Raw genomic sequence first — 16097 nt, 5'->3', positions numbered from 1 at the left:
TCGGGGGTACGGTCTCGGGAGGAACCGGGCTGTGCCACAGGGGATTTCGTGGGGATCGAGAGCGACCAGCTGGTCTTTGACTATCTGAGCCGGGTCGGTGATCTGGCCCAGCAGCGCGGGCTGTCCTCCGGGGCGCGGATGCGCCTGGTGGCCGAGCTGCGGGCGCAGGTGGACGCGGCGAAGCCGGACACCGTGCCCGGCGTGAGACGTGTGCTGGCCCGGCTCGGTACGCCCGAGGCGGTGGTGACGGCGGCGGGCGGCGGCGCGCCCGCTCCGCTGACGCCGCAGGCCGCTGCGGAACCACCGGCGCGGCCGGGCCTGCGCGACAAGCTGGGCGGGGCCGCGCGCCGCTTCGGCACGGGCGGTGCGGGCGGAAACACGGGCGGGGGCCCGGGCGTACCCGGCGAGGCGGGCGGTACCGCGGCCCCCGGGCCTCAGGACGCCGGCCCGGCCCGGAGCGGCGGTCCGGCCAGGGGCGGTGGCCTGCCGGGCCTGTCCGGCCTCGGTGAAGGGCTGCGCGGCCTGGCCGGAAAGGTCCCCGCGCCGCGCGACGGCAAGCGCCGCTCCTCCCGCGCCCGGGAACCGGAGCCGCCGCCGACCGCCTCCCCGCCGCACCTCGCCGGCTTCGACGAGCTGGGCGACAGCACCGTCGCCTTCGGTGAGGGCGCCGACGAGCCCGACTGGTGGCGCGTGGAGGACGGCCCGCTCGGTCCGTACGGGTCGTACGAGCCCGGTGAGACGGTGCCCGGCTTCGTCGGCGGCATCGAGATCCCCGAGATCCGCGAACGCCCGCCGGGCGAGCGGGAGGACGGCCCGCTGTCCCTGGAGAAGGGCGAGCGGGAGGCGGACGACGCGGAGGACGCCGACGCGGAGGCGGGCGGCGAGCACGGCGAGGAGGCGGCCGAGGCGCCGCGCACCGGCGTGCTGGCCCGGGTACTGCCGCGCGTCCTCGCGTGGCGCCGGCAGCCGGCCGCGTCGGAGCCGGCCGCGCCGGAGCCGTACGCCGAGGAGCCCGAGCCGGCGGAGTACGTCCGGGCCGCGCGGCCGCCGCTCAGCCCGGTCCTGCTGCTGGCCGTGCTGCTGCTGGTCGCGGGCGCGGTGCTGGGGTCCTGGCTGGCGCTCGCGGGCGGCTGGGCGCTCGCGTACACCTCCCGGCGGCTGCCGCGCGGCGAGGCGAGGTTCGCGGCGCTCGGGGTGCCGGGGGTGATCGTCGGCGGGCTGGTGGTGTGGCTGTGGGGCCGTGTGGACGGGCGGTGGGGCGAGCCGATCGCCGACGGGCAACTGGGGCACGAGCTGACCGGGGTGCTGCCGGTGGTGGTCCGGGTCGCGGCCGTCGCCTCGGCCCTGTTCCTGGTGTGGCGGATGCGGCGGCAACCGCGCTGAGCGGTCGCCGGGGCGGGCGGACCGTACGAGATCCGTCCCGCCCGGCCGCCGCCACCGTCCCCCTGCTGCGCCGACCGCCTGCTCCCGCTATTTCTGCGTCAGCTTCTCCTGAAGCTGGGACAGGATCTTGTCGGCCGCCGTGTAGCCGATGCCCTGGATCCACAGTTCGTCGTCGACGCGGAAGGTCCGGCCGTTCCTGGCCGCCTTCATGTTCTTCCACAGCGCGCCGCCGGTGACCCGCGTCTCCTTGGACTTCTCCGGGCTGCCGTACGCCGAGTAGAAGACCGCGTCCGCGTCGGCCCGGTTCATCTGCTCCGCGCTGACCTCGATCATCATGCCGTCCGGCGCGTCCTGCACCACGCTGGTCGGGCCGGTGCCGACGTCGTTCAGGATCGTGCCGATGTAGCTGCGGCAGCCGTAGATGCGGGTGTCGGCGCCCTCGACGAAGCGGACGACGTTGGTCGTGGTGCGCTGCGCGGCCGCGGCCCCGCCGAGCGCCGCGCTGACCCGCCGGGCGTGGGCCTCGTACGCGGCGACCGCCCGTTTCGCCTCGGGTGGCGAAGTTCTGCTTCCAGGGATAGCCGGTGGTCTCCGTCATGACCGTGGGCGCGATGGCCTTGAGCTGCGCGTACCGCCCGCCGTCGCGGACCTTGCTGGTGAGGATCAGGTCGGGCTTGAGGGCGGCGACCGCCTCCAGGTTGGGCGCGCCGATCTTGCCGACGTCCTCGATGCCCGCGAGCTTGTCCTTCGGCAGGTAATTCAGGAAGCCGCCCGCCACGTCGGAGCGGGTGGCGCCGACCGGCCGGACCCCGAGGGTGATCGCGGAGTCCAGTTCCGCGGTGTCCAGCACCACTACCCGCCGCGGCGCGTCGGGCACCTCCACCTCGCCCTGCGCCGTACGCACCGTGTGCCGTCCCGCGCCGGAAGCGGGCCGCGCCCAGGTGGTGGCGGGCTGGGCGGGGCAGTCGGCCGCCCTGGCCGAAGAGCCGGAGCCACCGGAACCGCCCGTACCGGATGATCCGGACGACCCGCCCGCACCGCAGGCGGACAGCGCCACGGAAGCGGCCAGGGCGGAGGTCACGGCGAGCGCGGCACGGCGTCGTCCGGCCCGCCGGGCTCGGCGGGGAACTGCGGAGAGCGGCATGACAAGCCCTTTCGGCTGGGGAGCGGCGCGGTCACTCAGACCCGGGCGCGGCGTCGGCCGTCCCCGGAGCCTGCCAAGGCCGCCCCGGAACCACCAGGGGCGAGCCCGTCACCGGATCCGGTACCACCACCGACTCCAGCCCGAACACCTCGCGCACCAGTCGCGCCGTGACGACCGCCGACGGCCGCCCCTGTGCGACGATGCGCCCTTGCTTCATCGCCACGAGGTGGTCGGCGTAGCGCGCGGCCTGGTTGAGGTCGTGCAGGACGGCGACGACGGTGCGTCCCCGGTCGTGGTTGAGCTGCCGGATCAGGTCCAGCACCTCGACCTGGTGCGCGATGTCGAGGTAGGTCGTCGGCTCGTCCAGGAGCAGCAGGTCGGTCTCCTGCGCGAGTGCCATCGCGATCCACACGCGCTGCCGCTGCCCGCCGGACAGTTCGTCCACCGCCCGGTCGGCCAGTTGCGTCACGTCCGTACGGTCCATGGCCTCGGTGACGGCCTGTTCGTCCGCCTCGGACCACTGCTGCCACCAGTGCTGGTGCGGCTGGCGGCCCCGCGAGACCAGGTCGGCGACGGTGATCGCCTCGGGTGCCACCGGGGACTGCGGCAGCAGCCCCACCGACCGGGCGATCTTCCTGGTGGGAAGGCGGGCCAGGTCCGTACCGTCCAGCAGGACCGCGCCCCGGCGCGGTCTGAGCAGCCGACCGAGCGCCCGCAGCAGCGTGGACTTGCCGCAGGCGTTGGGGCCGACGACGACGGTGACCGCGCCGTGCGGGATGTCGAGGTCGAGCCCCTCGACGACGGTGCGGTCCTCGTAGGCGAGCGTCAGGTCCCGCGCCGTGAGACGGCTGACGGCGACAGCCGCGTCCTTGCTGCCCTCGGTCACGCGCGTCCTCCCACGGCCCGGCTGCGGATGATCAGACGGATCAGGTACGGGGCGCCGACGGCCGCGGTCAGCACCCCCACCGGTAGTTCGGTCGGTGCGAGGAGCTTGCGGGCCAGCAGGTCGCCCGACACGACGACGACCGCGCCGAACAGCGCCGAGCACAGCAGCGGGAGCTGTGCCGTACGGGTCAGGCGGCGGGCGGTCTGCGGGGCGAGCAGCGCCACGAAGTCGACCGGCCCGGCCGCGCCGGTCGCCATCGACGCCAGCACCACGCCGAGCGCGGCCAGGCCGAGACGGGTGCGGTTCAGCCGTACGCCGAGGGCGGTCGCGGTGTCGTCGTCCGTCGTGACGGTGCGCTGGGCGCGGGCCGCCCACAGGACGGCGGGCAGCAGCGCCGTCAGCGCCCAGCCGAGCGGCGCGGCCTCGGCCCAGCCGCGCCCGTTGAGGGAGCCGGTCAGCCACACCTGCGCCTGCTGGGCCGCGGTGTAGTCGCCCTTGGTGAGGAACAACTGGGTGACCGAGCGCAGCGCGACGGCGAAACCGATGCCGATCAGGACGAAGCGGGTGGCGTGCAGGCCGCCGCGCCAGGCGAAGACGTAGCCGAGGGCGGCGGCGAGGACCCCGCCGGCGACCGACAGGTAGGGCAGGACGGCGTACGAGGTGACGCCGTACGTCATGGCGCCCACCGTCAGCGCGCTCGCGCCCTGGGTGATGCCGATGACATCGGGGCTGGCGAGCGGGTTGCGGGCCACGGTCTGGATCAGCGCGCCCGCCACCCCGAAGGCCGCGCCGGTCAGCAGCCCGACCACCATCCGGGGCAGCCGCAGCGTCCCGACGACCAGCCCGGCGGACGACGGCTGCCCGAAGACGGCCTTCAGCGCCTCGCCGGGGGCCACGAAGGACTCGCCGACGCACAGGTACGCCAGGCAGACGGCGGCGAGCAGCACGGCGAGCACCCCGGCGACGGCCGCCGCCCGCCGGTGCACGAGGAAGGAGCCGCGCCCGGCCCGCACGAGGCCGTAGCCGGCGGGCCGCGCCCGGCCGTGCCGTACCGCCGCGCCGGGGCCGGTGGCCGGTGCCGTCACGCGGGCACCGCCTTCCGCCGTACGAGGGCGACCAGGAACGGGACGCCGATCAGCGCCGTCATGACGCCCGCCGGCACCTCGGACGGCGGGAACAGCACCCGTCCGACGGTGTCCGAGACCAGCACGACGACCGGGCCGAGCAGCGCCGCCATCGGCAGCAGCCGGCGGTGGCCGCCGCCCACCGCCGCGCGGGCGAGGTGCGGTACGGCCAGGCCGACGAAGGCGATCGGTCCGGCCGCCGCGACGCCCGCGCCGGTCAGCACGGTCGCGCCGAGCCCGGCCACGACGCGTACCGCGGCGACGTGCTGCCCGAGCCCCTCGGCCACGTCGTCGCCGAGCGCCAGGGCGTCCAGGCCGCGCGCGGCGGACAGCACGAGCACCGCGCCCGCCAGCAGGAACGGCCAGATCTGCGCGGCGACCTCGCTGTCCCGGCCGGTCAACGAGCCGACCTGCCAGAACCGGAACTCGTCCAGCGCCGCGGCCTTCGTCGTCAGCACCGCCATCGTCACCGCGACGAGCAGCGCGTTGACCGCCGCGCCGGACAGCGCCAGCTTCACCGGCGTCGCGCCGCCCCGCCCGGCGGCCGCGATCGCGTACACGGCGACCGAGGCGGCCCCGGCGCCCGCGAAGGCGAACCAGACGTATCCGCCGAGGGTGTGCACGCCCAGGAAGGACAGCGCCAGGACCACGCCCACCGAGGCCCCCTGGCTGATGCCGAGGACCCCCGGGTCGGCGATGGGATTACGGGTGATGCCCTGCATGGCCGTGCCCGCCAGGGCGAGCGCGGCGCCCACCATCAGGCCGATCAGCGTGCGGGGCAGCCGCAGGAAGCGCACCACCTGCGCGGCGTCGCCGTCCCCGCCGTGCAGCAGCGCGTCGAACACCTCGGACGGGGCCAGCTGGCGGCTGCCGACCGCGAGGGAGAGGAAGACCGCCAGCAGCAGGGCGAGCACCGCCGCCGCCGTCAGGCCGACGCGACGTCTCGGCAAAGGGGCTCTGGGACTGCGGGACCGGACGACCGGCATCGGTTCCCTTCGCGGGGGCGTCGCGGGGTGCGCGCGGGCGGGGCGGAGCCAGGCGGGGCCAGTGTAGGCCCGGACCACCACGGTCATCGGCCACAATGGCCACCATGGCTTCGCACAACCCGGTACCCGGTCCCACGGTCGCCACGGCCTCGCAGCAGCTCACGGTCGGCTTCGACCTGGACATGACGCTGATCGACTCCCGCCCCGGCATCAAGGCGGCCTACCAGGCGCTGTCCGCCGCGACGGGGACGTACGTCGACGCGGACGCGGCGATCACCCGGCTCGGGCCGCCGCTGGAGCAGGAGATCCGCCGGTGGTTCCCCGAGGAGCGGGTCGCGGAGGTCAGCGACCTGTACCGCGAGCTGTACCCGGCCCACGCGATCACCGGGACGCTCGCCATGCCGGGCGCCCGCGAGGCGGTGGCCGCCGTCCAGCGCCACGGCGGGCGGGCGATCGTGGTCACCGCGAAGTACGAGCCCAACGCCAAGCTGCACCTGGCACACCTGGACATCGGCGCGGACGCCGTCATCGGCTCGCTGTGGGCCGAGGCCAAGGCGGAGGCGCTGCGCGCGTACGGCGCGTCCGTCTACGTCGGCGACCACACCGGCGACGTACGCGGTGCGCGGACCGCCGACGCGGTGTCCGTCGCCGTGGCCACCGGACCGTGCGACGCGGACGAGCTGCGCGCGGCCGGCGCCAACGTCCTCCTCGACGACCTGACCGGCTTCCCGGCCTGGCTGGAGGAGTACGTGGCGGAGCGGGCGCGGCGCAGCGCGTGACGACGCGAGGCGCCCGCGTCTACGCCGTGGAGGACTTCGCCTGCCGGCGCTGCGCCGCGACGGAACGCAGCACTCCGGCCCCGGCGATGAGGAACCCGGCGCCCATCAGCATGCAGACCCAGTAGAAGACGGACGGCAGCGGATCGGCCCCCACGAACAACGGGGTCACGGTGGCGAGAGTGGCCACCGCGCCAATCAGGAAAACAATCGCGCCGATCCGGACCAGCAGATCCCCGGCCTGGGGAGTTTCGTCAGACACATGACCAGGGTAAGTCCGGGCCAGAAGCGCGGAGGAACCACCCGGCGACGTCTTGTCACCGGGCACCGGACCATTAGCCTTGGGGGGTGGCGGGTCCGGTGGCCCGCTGCACTGCTATCCAGAGCTGTTTTTCCCGCAGAAGACGCAAAAAACACAGTTAACGCAGAAAACGCGCAATCCGGACCCCAGTGGTTTTCCGACGAGTACGAGGACGAGGACAGACGTGCCTACCGGCAAGGTCAAGTGGTTCAACAGCGAGAAGGGCTTCGGCTTTCTCTCCCGCGACGACGGCGGTGACGTCTTCGTGCACTCGTCGGTGCTGCCCGACGGCGTGGACGCACTCAAGCCGGGCCAGCGCGTCGAGTTCGGCGTAGTGGCCGGCCAGCGCGGTGACCAGGCGCTTTCGGTGACGATCCTCGACCCCGCGCCGTCGGTGGCGGCGGCCCAGCGCCGCAAGCCGGACGAGCTGGCGTCGATCGTGCAGGACCTCACCACGCTCCTGGAGAGCGTCACCCAGCAGTTGGAGCGCGGCCGCTACCCCGACAAGGCGCACGGCTCGAAGATCGCCGGCATGCTCCGGGCGGTCGCCGACCAACTGGACGTCTGACGGCCGGCCGGGCGCGGCCCGGTCAGCCGAAGCTGAGCGCATCGCGGCCGAGGGGCGGTACGAGCCCCTCGGCCGCGGCGCGCGTGAGCAGCCCGCGCACGGCCGCGTAGCCGTTCTCGCCGAGGTCGGCGGTGAACTCGTTCACGTACAGGCCGATGTGCTGGTCGGCGACGGCCGGGTCCATCTCCTGCGCGTGTTCCAGCACGTACGCGCGGGACGCCTCGGTGTCGTCCCAGGCCATCCGTACCGATTCGCGGGCCGCCGCGGCCAGCTCGCGCAGCCGCTCGGCGCCCAGCGAGCGCTTGGCGATGATCGCGCCCAGCGGGATCGGCAGCCCGGTCGTGCGCTCCCAGTGCTCGCCCATGTCGGCGAGGCAGCTCAGGCCGTAGTTCCGGTACGTGAAGCGGGCCTCGTGGATGACCAGCCCGGCGTCCACCCGGCCGTCCCGTACGGCCGGCATGATCTCGTCGAACGGCAGCACCTCGACCGCGCCGACGCCGCCCGGCACCTCTTCCGCCGCCCACAGCCGGAACAGCAGGTACGCCGTCGACCGCTCGCTGGGCACCGCCACCGTCTTGCCCGCCAGGTCCTTGGCCTCGCCCGGCTTCTTGGTGAGCACCAGCGGGCCGCAGCCGCGCCCCAGCGCACCGCCGCACGGCAGCAGCGCGTACTCCTCCAGCACCCACGGCAGCACCGCGTACGACACCTTCAGGATGTCCAGCTCGCCGCGTTCCGCCATGCCGTTGGTGATGTCGATGTCGGCGAAGGTGACGTCCAGCGCGGGGGCGCCGGGGACCTTGCCGTGCGCCCACGCGTGGAAGACGAAGGTGTCGTTCGGGCACGGCGAATAGGCGATCTTGAGCGCGTCGCTCATGGCGTCCTCCAGGAGGTGGGGGCCCCGGCCGCCGTCAGAACGCGGGGGAGCGCGGCGCAGGCGGCGGAGAGCGCGCCGAGCGCCTCCCCGATGCGCCACGCGGCGCGGTCGCGCGGGCCGACGGGGTTGGAGACCGTACGGATTTCGAGCACCGGCAGGCCCTGCGCGGCGGCGGCCTCGGCGACTCCGAAGCCCTCCATCGCCTCGACGAGGGCGCGCGGGTGGCGCGCGGCGAGGCGCGCGGCGTGCTCCGCGCTGCCGGTCACGGTCGACGCGGTGAGCACCGTGCCGCACGCGGCGCCGGTGGCCGCGGCGAGGGCTTGTACGAGGGCCGGCGGCGGGGTGTGGACGACGGTGCCGAAGCCGAGCTCGGTCACCGGAAGGAAGCCGTCCGGGGTCTCGGCGCCCAGGTCGGCGGCGACGATCGCGTCCGCGACGACCGCGGAACCGACCGCGGCGCCGGGGCCGACCGCGTCCGGACCGGGCCCGAAACCGCCTCCGATCCCGGCGGAGATGACCAGGTCGTAACCGGCTCCGGCACAGATTCCGGCGGTCAGCGCGGTGGCCGTACCGGCGGCAGCGGCGGCCGGGCCGACCCCGGCCGCGAGCACGTCGAGGACCGCGCCGGCCCGCTCGTGCGCGGACGGCGCGGCCGTCCGTACCCGGTGCAGTACGCAGCCGCCCGCGGGCAGCGCGACGATCTCCGCGCCGCCGTCACCGGCCACGCCCGCGACCACCGCGTCGCGCTCGGCCGCGACGGCGGTGACGACCAGGACACGCGGCACGGTCACCTCACCACCACCAGCCTCACGCGTACCTCAGCGGACTCAGGATTCCGCGCGCTTGAGCTTGACGTTCCACACGCCCGTGTACTTGCCGCCCTTGGTGGCCACGACGGACACCACGGTGGAATCGGCCAGACTGCGGGTCTGCTGGTTGACGAAAAGCTGGTCCGTGCTGCCGACGACCTGGTACGTCTGCTTGCTGACGTTGGTGATGGGGCTGTTGTTGGACAGCGCGATCCAGCCGTCCTCCGCCACGTCCGGCTCGACACCGAGGCGCAGCTTCTCGCCCGGGTGCACGGTGAGCGTCTTCTTCGGCTCGGTGGTCAGGCACTTGGTGAACTCGGCCTGCGCCTTCTTGTCGCTGGCGGCCAGATCGCCGAGCACCTTGCCGTCGTCGTAGCAGGCGGCCTCGGCGGTCACGGTGTCCTTGCCGGCGGTCACCGTGGCGAGCGGAGTCGGCTTCTCACAGGCGGAGAGGGTGACGAGCCCCAGGGACACGGCACCGAGGGCGGCAGCGGCGCGGCGGCCAGTACCCCAAGAAGAGAACGCGGTCATGCGGGCAGGCTATCGGTCGGCCCCGGTCACGCCACACGAGGGTGGGGCGCGCCGTGCCGCGCCGCGCCCAGCAGGCCGCGCACGGCCAGTGCCACGCCCGTCGCGACGAGCGCCGCGGCCACCGCCAGGCCCACCGTACCGTTCAGCGGCAGCCCGATCCCGACCGCGCCGCCGACCACCCAGGAAAGCTGGAGCGCGGTCTCGGAACGGGCGAACGCCGACGTACGGACCGATTCCGGCACGTCCCGCTGGATCACCGCGTCCAGCGACAGCTTCCCCAACGCCTGGCAGAACCCCGCCGTCGCCGCCGCGGCCGTCACCACCACGATCGCCAGCAGTGCGTAGAAGACCGCCGCGGTCACCGCCACGGCCAGCGCCAGCCCCAGCACCACCGCGATGATCAGCTCCGGCGCCCTGGCCCGCAGCCACGCGCCGACCGCCGTCCCCAGCGCGTTGCCCGCCCCCGCCGCCACCGCCACCAGACCCAGCGACACCTGCGGCCCCAGCCCGCCGAGCGGGTGCTCGCGCAGCAGGAACGCCAGGAAGAACGTCAGCAGGCCGGACAGCGACCGCAGGGCACAGTTCGCGTGGAGGCCGTGCAGCACGGACGGCCCGACCGTGCGGAGCCCCGGGCGCCGCCCGCCCGCCAGCGCCTTCCCCGGGCGCTCGCCCGCCGCCTTCCCCGGCAGCTCGCCCGCCGCCTTCCCCGGCAGCTCGCCCGCCGCCTTCCCGAGTCCCGCGCCGTCCTCGCCGGACGCCAGCCGGGCCCGCCCCTCGCCCTTCGCCGAGTCCACCTTGTGCGGCAGCGAGAAGGACAGGAGCGTGCCCGCCACGAACACCGTGAACGCCCCGTACAGCGGCCAGCTCGGCCCGATCAGATGCAGCGCGCCCCCCAGCGGCGCCGCCGCGCCCGTCGCCAGCAGCCCCGCGAGCGTCACCCGCGAATTGGCCTTCACCAACGAGATACGGGGCGGCAGCAGGCGCGGCACGACGGCGCTCCGCACCACCCCGTACGCCTTCGAAGACACCAATACGCCCAACGCCGCCGGATACAGCTCCAGGCCGCCGCCCGCCACCGCGCCCGACATGGTCAGCGCCAGCAGCGCGCGGGCCAGCATCGCCCCGGCCATCGCCGCCCGGCGGCCGTGCGGCACCCGGTCCAGCAGCGGCCCGATCACCGGCGCGAGCAGCGCGAACGGCGCCATCGTCACCGCCAGGTACAGCGCCACCCGGCCGCGCGCCTGGTCCGTCGGCACCGAGAAGAACACCGTCGAGGCCAGCGCCACCGTGATCAACATGTCACCGGCCGAATTCACCGCGTGCAACTCGATCAGCTTGCCGAGACCCGACTCGCCCGCGCCGTGCGCGTGGGTGGCACGCCGTATGCCACGCCCGGTGGCCGTGAACGGACGGCGCAGCGCCCGCCCGGCGGCACGGCACACCCGGCCCGCCCCGCCGCCCTCCCGGCCCGGCCGCGTGGACGCCGTCGAGACCCGCGCGCTCCTGGAGACACGCGGGCCGGTGGAGATCCGCGAAGCCTTGGCGATCCGCGGGGTCCGGGCCGCCCTCGCCGTCCCCGACCTGGAGATCCGCGACGCCCGCGACATCCGCGGCAGCCTCGACTTCCTCGACGCCCGTCCGCCAGCCACGCAGCAATACTGCCCCAACTCGCCCGGGACATGGCTCTTTCCGGGCCCTGTCGCGCCGCACCGCCCGGCCGCCGGACGCTGCCGGTGACATTTGCCGCTCCCGGCGAGGGGTCGTGCACCGTTGAAGGGGTAGCGTGTGTAGCGCGCCACCGGCGGTCGTTCTTGGCCGCGCGCCTTGCCGCGATCCCGCAGAATGGGTCGTAAGAGGTGCGCTCGACCGAGATGACCGGGCGCGGACGTCGACGCGGTCCCCAGGTCCGCTCCGCCCGCCCCGGCACGCCGGTCGTCCGGACAAGGACAGGACAGCTCCGGCTGGCGCACTCGTGAGACGGCGTGGAAGAGAGAATCGATTCTTGTGAGTGCTGCGATGCGAAGCCGTACCCCTGACCGCCTGTGCGCCGAGGCGGTCGACCTTGCCCGCGTAGCGGCCGAGGAGGCCGCGGCGCCCGGCACGGTCGGCGAGCACGTCGACGTCGTCGCCGACGGAGACCGCGTCGTCACGCACCTGTTCGAATGCAAGGAGCCCGGCTACCGGGGCTGGCGCTGGGCCGTCACCGTCGCCCGCGCGTCCCGGGCCAAGCACGTCACCCTCGACGAGAGCGTCCTGCTGCCCGGCCCCGACGCGCTGCTGGCCCCCGAATGGGTGCCCTGGAGCGAGCGGCTGCGCCCCGGCGACATGGGGCCCGGCGACCTGCTCCCCACCGAGGCCGAGGATCTCCGGCTGGAGCCCGGCCTGGGTTCCCAGGGGGCCGCGGAGGTCGCGGGGGCGGGTGGCACCCAGGTGTCACCTGGCGTCACCGAGCTGGCGGACGCCGAGGACGCCGATGTCGAGCCCGGGTCGCCCGCGGCCCAGCCCGCTTCGACCGCCCGCGGCAGCATCGCCGCCGTCGCCGACGAGCTGGGCATGGGGCGCTCCCGGGTTCTCTCCCGCTACGGTCTGCACGCTGCGGCGGACCGCTGGGAAGAGGAGTACGGCCCCAAGACCGCCATGGCCCAGGCCGCCCCCGCCAACTGTGTCTCCTGTGGCTTCCTGGTGCCTCTGGCCGGCTCGCTCCGTCAGGCGTTCGGTATCTGCGGTAACGAGTTCGGGCCTGCGGATGGGCATGTCGTGTCGCTCGGGTACGGGTGTGGGGGGCATTCTGAGGCTGCCGTCATGCCGAGGCCTCCGCGGCCGGCGCCTCCCGTTATTGACGAGACCGTTGTGGATCCGTTCACGTTGCGTCCTGACCGGACGGGGGGGTCTGTGGAGGACTCGGGGCCGGCCGAGGAGTTCGGTCACAGCTGACCTGGTGTTGGTGGGGGCGCTTCGCGCGGGGGGTTGTGCTGACGTGTGGCTCGCGCTGCGTTCGTTGTGGGGGCGGGGGCGCGCAGGGGCCAACTCTCCCCCAGCCTTCGGCCGGGGGACCCCCACGGCATCCTTTAGCTGAGGTGCATCGGATATGTGGGCCAGTGTCCGGACTGCCTGCGGGGATGGCCTCCTGCACGCCCCTCCGGTCGGATTGGCGAGCCGAGGTATCGGTGGGGGAAGTTTCCGATCACCCTGGTGCGCGCCCACCTGGTGGTGAGGCTCGCGTGAGTGCCCAGGCCGATCGCTTGGGATAGCCGTTCGACGGCCGGGCCCATCGCGCACCGGGCCAGGTGTGCCGGGGTTCGTGAGAAGTCCGTTGCGCACGGCGCGCCCCCACCAGGGCACATCCCACCCCCATGCCCCACCTTCGCCTCTCACCGGGTAGAAAGTGGAGTTCGGCATCGGAGGAACGGGAGAGAACGTGAGCGAAGCGGCAGAGGCAGATCCGTTCGGGACGGCTCGGCTGCGGCGGGGGGTGCTCGATGCCTGGGCGGCCTCGCCGGCCCGGTTCCGGGAGGATGCGAACGCCGAGGAGGACCTCGCGCTCGGCGGGTACCGTGACCGGCTCGCCGTGGAGCTGGCGCAGAACGCCTCGGACGCCGCGGGCCGCGCCGGGGTGGCCGGGCGGCTGCGCCTGACCCTGCACCCGGCCCAGGGCGGCGAACCCGCCGTGCTGGTCGCCTCCAACACCGGCGCCCCCATCGACGCCACCGGCGTCGAATCGCTGGCCACGCTGCGCGCGTCCGCGAAGCGGGAGACCGCGGCGGCGGTCTCCGTCGGCCGGTTCGGTGTCGGGTTCTCGGCGGTGCTCGCGGTCAGTGACGAGCCCGCGCTGGTCGGCCGTACCGGCGGTGTCCGCTGGTCGCTGGCCGAGGCCAGGGAGCTGGCCAGCCAGGTGGCGGCGCACAGTCCGGGGCTCGGTGGTGAGCTGCGGCGCCGGGACGGCCACGTACCGCTGCTGCGTCTGCCGCTGCCCGCGGAGGGCTCCGCTCCGCAGGGGTACGACACGTCCGTCGTGCTGCCGCTGCGTGACGGTGCCGCGCACGAGCTGACGGTGCGCCTGCTGGCCGGGATCGACGCGGCGTTGCTGCTGACGCTGCCGGGGCTGGCCGAGGTCGTCGTGGAGACTCCGGACGGCGTACGGGAGATGAGGCGGCGCCAGGAGGGCGCGTACGTCGTCATCGAGGACAGTGAGCGGGGCGTCTCGCGCTGGCGGGTCGTGAGTGAGAGCGGTGCGCTGGAGCCCGAGCTGCTGGCGGACCGTCCGGTGGAGGAACGGCTGCGTCCGCACTGGGCGGTGACGTGGGCGGTGCCGGTGGACGAGGAGGGCGCGCCGGTGCGCCCGGCGACCGCGCCGGTCGTGCACGCGCCGACGCCGACCGACGAGCCGCAGGGCCTGCCGGGACTGCTGATCGCTTCGTTCCCGCTGGAGCCGACGCGGCGGCATGTGGCGCCCGGGGCGCTGACCGATCATCTCGTGCGGCGCGCCGCCGAGGCGTACGCGTCGTTGCTGGCCGGCTGGCAGCCGGTGTCGGCGGGGACGATCGATCTCGTACCGGGGCCGTTGGGCAAGGGGGAGCTGGACAACGAGCTGCGGCGGCAGGTGCTGGAGCTGTTGCCGCGGGTGCGGTTCCTGCCGAGCGCGGCGGCACCTGCCACGGGCGCGGAACTGTCGCTGGAGACGGTGCCGCAGTCGGCGGGGCCTGACGAGCTGGCTCCGGGTGAGGGCGGCGGCTGGGGCGGTGCGCGGGGCGAGGAGGACGCGTACGTGCTGCGGCCGGTGGACGCCGAGCTGGTCGAGGGGGCCGGCGCGGACACCGTGCGGGTGCTGGCGGAGCTGTTCCCGAGTCTGCTGCCGGCGGGGCTGGAGCGGCGGTCCGAGCTGCGTGCGCTGGGGGTGGCGCGGGTGCCGCTCGGCGAGGTCGTGGACCGGCTGGCGGGCGTGGAGCGGTCGCCGGCGTGGTGGTGGCGGCTGTACGACTCGCTGGCCGGTACGGACCCGGAGCGGCTGAGCGGGCTGCCGGTGCCGCTGGCCGGGCCTGCCGGTGAGGACGGGCGGGCCGCGCGGACCACGATCGGGCCGCGGCAGGTGCTGCTTCCGTTGCCGGACGGCGACGGCGGTGACGCCGCGGAGCGGCATGCGACGCTGGCCCGGCTGGGGCTGAAGGTCGCACATCCGGAGGCCGTGCATCCGCTGCTGGAGAAGCTGGGCGCCACCCCGGCGGCGCCGCGTGCCGTGCTGACGACGCCGCAGGTGCGGGCGGCCGTCGCGGGTTCCCTGGACGCGGCGGAGGACGACTACGCCTTCGGTTTCGACGGGGAGCCGGCCGGGCTGGGGGGAGAGGAGCTGGCCGAGGCCGTGCTGGGGCTGGTGCGCGATGCGCATCTGGCGCCCGGTGACGAGCCGTGGCTGGCCGCGCTCGCGCTGCCGGACGAGGACGGTGAGCCGGCACCGGCGGGTGAACTGGTACTGCCCGGGAGTGATTTCGAGCGGGTCATCCGGGAGGGTGAACTCGCCGCGGTCGACGCCGGGTTCGCGGAGCGCTGGGGCGAGCAGCCGCTGACCGCCGTGGGCGTGCTGGCGGGCTTCGCCCTCGTACGGGCGCAGGACGTGGTGCTGGACCCGGACGAGCTGGAGCCGCGCGACGGCGACTTCACCGAGCCGGACGACGCCGGTGTGCTGGACGCCGTGGACGTGTGGTGCGAGGACGTCCTCGACGGGCTGCCGGAGACGCCGGTGCCGCCGGTCGCGATGGAGCTGGTGGCCGTACGGGACCTGGATCTGGTGGACGACGACGCGTGGCCGCAGGCGCTGGCGATGCTGTCGCGGCCGCCGCTGCGGGACGCGCTGACCGCGCCCGTACGGGTGCTGCTGCCGGACGGTACGACCGATTCGGTCCGCCCGTACACGGCGTGGTGGCTGCGCGGGCACCCGGTGCTGGACGGCCGCCGGCCGGCCGGTCTGCGGGCCGCGGGCGGCGATCCGCTGCTGGCGGGGCTGTACGAGTCGGCCGACGCGGGCGAGGTGGACGCGCAGGTGCTGCGCGCCCTCGGGGTGCGGACCTCCGTGGCGGCGCTCCTGGAGGAGCCGGGCGGCGCCGCCGAGCTGCTGGGCCGCCTCGCGGACCCGGAGCACGAGGTGGGCTCCGCGCAGTTGCACGCGCTGTACGGGATGCTGGCGGACCTGGACCCCGATCAGGTGACGTTGCCGGAGGAGGTGCGGGCCGTCGTGGACGGCGAGGTGCGCATCGTGGACGCGGCGGAGGCCGTGGTCGCGGACGCGCCGGACCTGATGCCGCTGGCCACCGGGCTGCCCCTGCTGCCGGTCCGTCCGGCGCGCGCCGCTGAGCTGGCGGAACTGTTCCAGGTGCGGCGGCTGAGCGAGGTCTTCGCGGCGCCGGTGGTCTCGGAGGGCAGCCGGCACGAGGTCCCGGAGCCGGTCCGTACGCTGCTGGGCCCGGACACGCCGCAGTCGTACGTCGAGCACGAGGAGCTGACCGTCGAGGGCGGCACCGAACTCGACTGGCGCTGGACGCCGGACGGCACGCTGCACGCGGCGACCCTGGAGGGGGTCGCCGCGGGGCTCGCCTGGGCCGCCGGCCAGTGGCCCCGCCGCTTCGAGGCGGCGGCGCTCCTGGAGGACCCGGACCGCGCGGAGGAGCTGGCGGAGGCCCGCTGGTTCGACTGAGGCCGTTCCGGGGCGGGGCGGGCGGGCCGC

14 protein-coding genes and 1 pseudogene are annotated in these 16097 nt (G+C 74.8%); 6 read left to right on the top strand and 9 right to left on the bottom strand.

The window, feature by feature from the left end; all coding sequences use genetic code 11:
* The first annotated feature begins 48 nt into the window (after positions 1-48).
* Positions 49-1383, top strand: a complete 1335-nt coding sequence (locus ACZ4QV_RS27145) for a hypothetical protein (RefSeq protein WP_361585141.1) — start codon at positions 49-51, stop codon at positions 1381-1383.
* A gap of 87 nt (positions 1384-1470) precedes the next feature.
* Here ACZ4QV_RS27145 and ACZ4QV_RS27140 read toward each other — a convergent pair.
* The 4 genes and pseudogenes from ACZ4QV_RS27140 to ACZ4QV_RS27125 all read right to left on the bottom strand — a co-directional run bounded on the left by ACZ4QV_RS27140 (position 1471) and on the right by ACZ4QV_RS27125 (position 5523).
* Positions 1471-2527, bottom strand: a pseudogene (locus ACZ4QV_RS27140) (ABC transporter substrate-binding protein).
* Positions 2528-2558: 31 nt separating this feature from the next.
* Positions 2559-3413 carry an ABC transporter ATP-binding protein gene (locus ACZ4QV_RS27135; RefSeq protein WP_361585136.1) on the bottom strand — a complete coding sequence of 285 codons (855 nt, stop codon included), beginning with the start codon at positions 3411-3413 and terminating at the stop codon, positions 2559-2561.
* On the bottom strand, positions 3410-4498 hold the full coding sequence (locus ACZ4QV_RS27130) for a FecCD family ABC transporter permease (protein ID WP_361156997.1): 1089 nt from the start codon (positions 4496-4498) through the stop codon (positions 3410-3412). Before ACZ4QV_RS27130 ends, ACZ4QV_RS27135 begins: the two co-directional genes overlap by 4 nt.
* Entirely contained in the window at positions 4495-5523 is a 1029-nt protein-coding gene (locus ACZ4QV_RS27125; RefSeq protein WP_361156994.1) for a FecCD family ABC transporter permease, read from the bottom strand. The genes ACZ4QV_RS27130 and ACZ4QV_RS27125 overlap by 4 nt, the downstream gene beginning before the upstream one ends.
* Before the next feature lie 95 nt (positions 5524-5618).
* Between ACZ4QV_RS27125 and ACZ4QV_RS27120 the strand changes: the two genes are divergently transcribed.
* A complete protein-coding gene (locus ACZ4QV_RS27120) occupies positions 5619-6302 on the top strand; it encodes an HAD family hydrolase (RefSeq protein WP_467763532.1) in 684 nt (227 codons plus the stop codon).
* Between the two features lie 19 nt (positions 6303-6321).
* On the opposite strand, the gene ACZ4QV_RS27115 is transcribed toward ACZ4QV_RS27120, so the two are convergent.
* Positions 6322-6561, bottom strand: coding sequence for a hypothetical protein (locus ACZ4QV_RS27115; RefSeq protein ID WP_030022254.1), 240 nt, complete (start codon positions 6559-6561; stop codon positions 6322-6324).
* A gap of 223 nt (positions 6562-6784) precedes the next feature.
* Here ACZ4QV_RS27115 and ACZ4QV_RS27110 point away from each other — a divergent pair, with 223 nt between their 5' ends.
* Positions 6785-7168 carry a cold-shock protein gene (locus tag ACZ4QV_RS27110; RefSeq protein WP_031001692.1) on the top strand — a complete coding sequence of 128 codons (384 nt, stop codon included), beginning with the start codon at positions 6785-6787 and terminating at the stop codon, positions 7166-7168.
* A 22-nt stretch (positions 7169-7190) separates the two neighbouring features.
* Here the strand turns inward: ACZ4QV_RS27110 and ACZ4QV_RS27105 are convergent, their stop codons facing one another.
* The 4 genes from ACZ4QV_RS27105 to ACZ4QV_RS27090 are packed head-to-tail and all read right to left on the bottom strand — an operon-like array spanning position 7191 to position 10824.
* Positions 7191-8042: a 1,4-dihydroxy-6-naphthoate synthase gene (locus tag ACZ4QV_RS27105; protein WP_467763531.1), complete on the bottom strand. Its 852-nt coding sequence runs from the start codon at positions 8040-8042 to the stop codon at positions 7191-7193.
* The gene (locus tag ACZ4QV_RS27100) at positions 8039-8833 is read right to left on the bottom strand and encodes a futalosine hydrolase (RefSeq protein WP_361156985.1); all 795 of its coding nucleotides are present in this window, start codon (positions 8831-8833) and stop codon (positions 8039-8041) included. Before ACZ4QV_RS27100 ends, ACZ4QV_RS27105 begins: the two co-directional genes overlap by 4 nt.
* 36 nt (positions 8834-8869) lie before the next feature.
* Complete coding sequence (locus ACZ4QV_RS27095; RefSeq protein WP_361616171.1) at positions 8870-9382, bottom strand: hypothetical protein; 513 nt, start codon at positions 9380-9382, stop codon at positions 8870-8872.
* A 26-nt stretch (positions 9383-9408) separates the two neighbouring features.
* Positions 9409-10824 carry an MFS transporter gene (locus ACZ4QV_RS27090; protein ID WP_467763530.1) on the bottom strand — a complete coding sequence of 472 codons (1416 nt, stop codon included), beginning with the start codon at positions 10822-10824 and terminating at the stop codon, positions 9409-9411.
* Between ACZ4QV_RS27090 and ACZ4QV_RS27085 the strand changes: the two genes are divergently transcribed.
* From ACZ4QV_RS27085 to ACZ4QV_RS27075, 3 genes are all read left to right on the top strand, one after another.
* A complete protein-coding gene (locus tag ACZ4QV_RS27085) occupies positions 10778-11119 on the top strand; it encodes a hypothetical protein (protein ID WP_361616202.1) in 342 nt (113 codons plus the stop codon). The two genes, ACZ4QV_RS27090 and ACZ4QV_RS27085, sit on opposite strands and share 47 nt — an antisense overlap.
* Before the next feature lie 279 nt (positions 11120-11398).
* On the top strand, positions 11399-12316 hold the full coding sequence (locus ACZ4QV_RS27080; RefSeq protein WP_361585125.1) for a DUF3027 domain-containing protein: 918 nt from the start codon (positions 11399-11401) through the stop codon (positions 12314-12316).
* Positions 12317-12800: 484 nt separating this feature from the next.
* A complete protein-coding gene (locus ACZ4QV_RS27075; RefSeq protein ID WP_467763529.1) occupies positions 12801-16067 on the top strand; it encodes a sacsin N-terminal ATP-binding-like domain-containing protein in 3267 nt (1088 codons plus the stop codon).
* Positions 16068-16097: the final 30 nt, after the last annotated feature.

This window comes from Streptomyces sp. NPDC026394 (assembly GCF_055567735.1).
The sequence above is the reverse complement of the archived record's forward strand: the minus strand, read 5'-3'. Positions and strand labels throughout refer to the sequence as shown.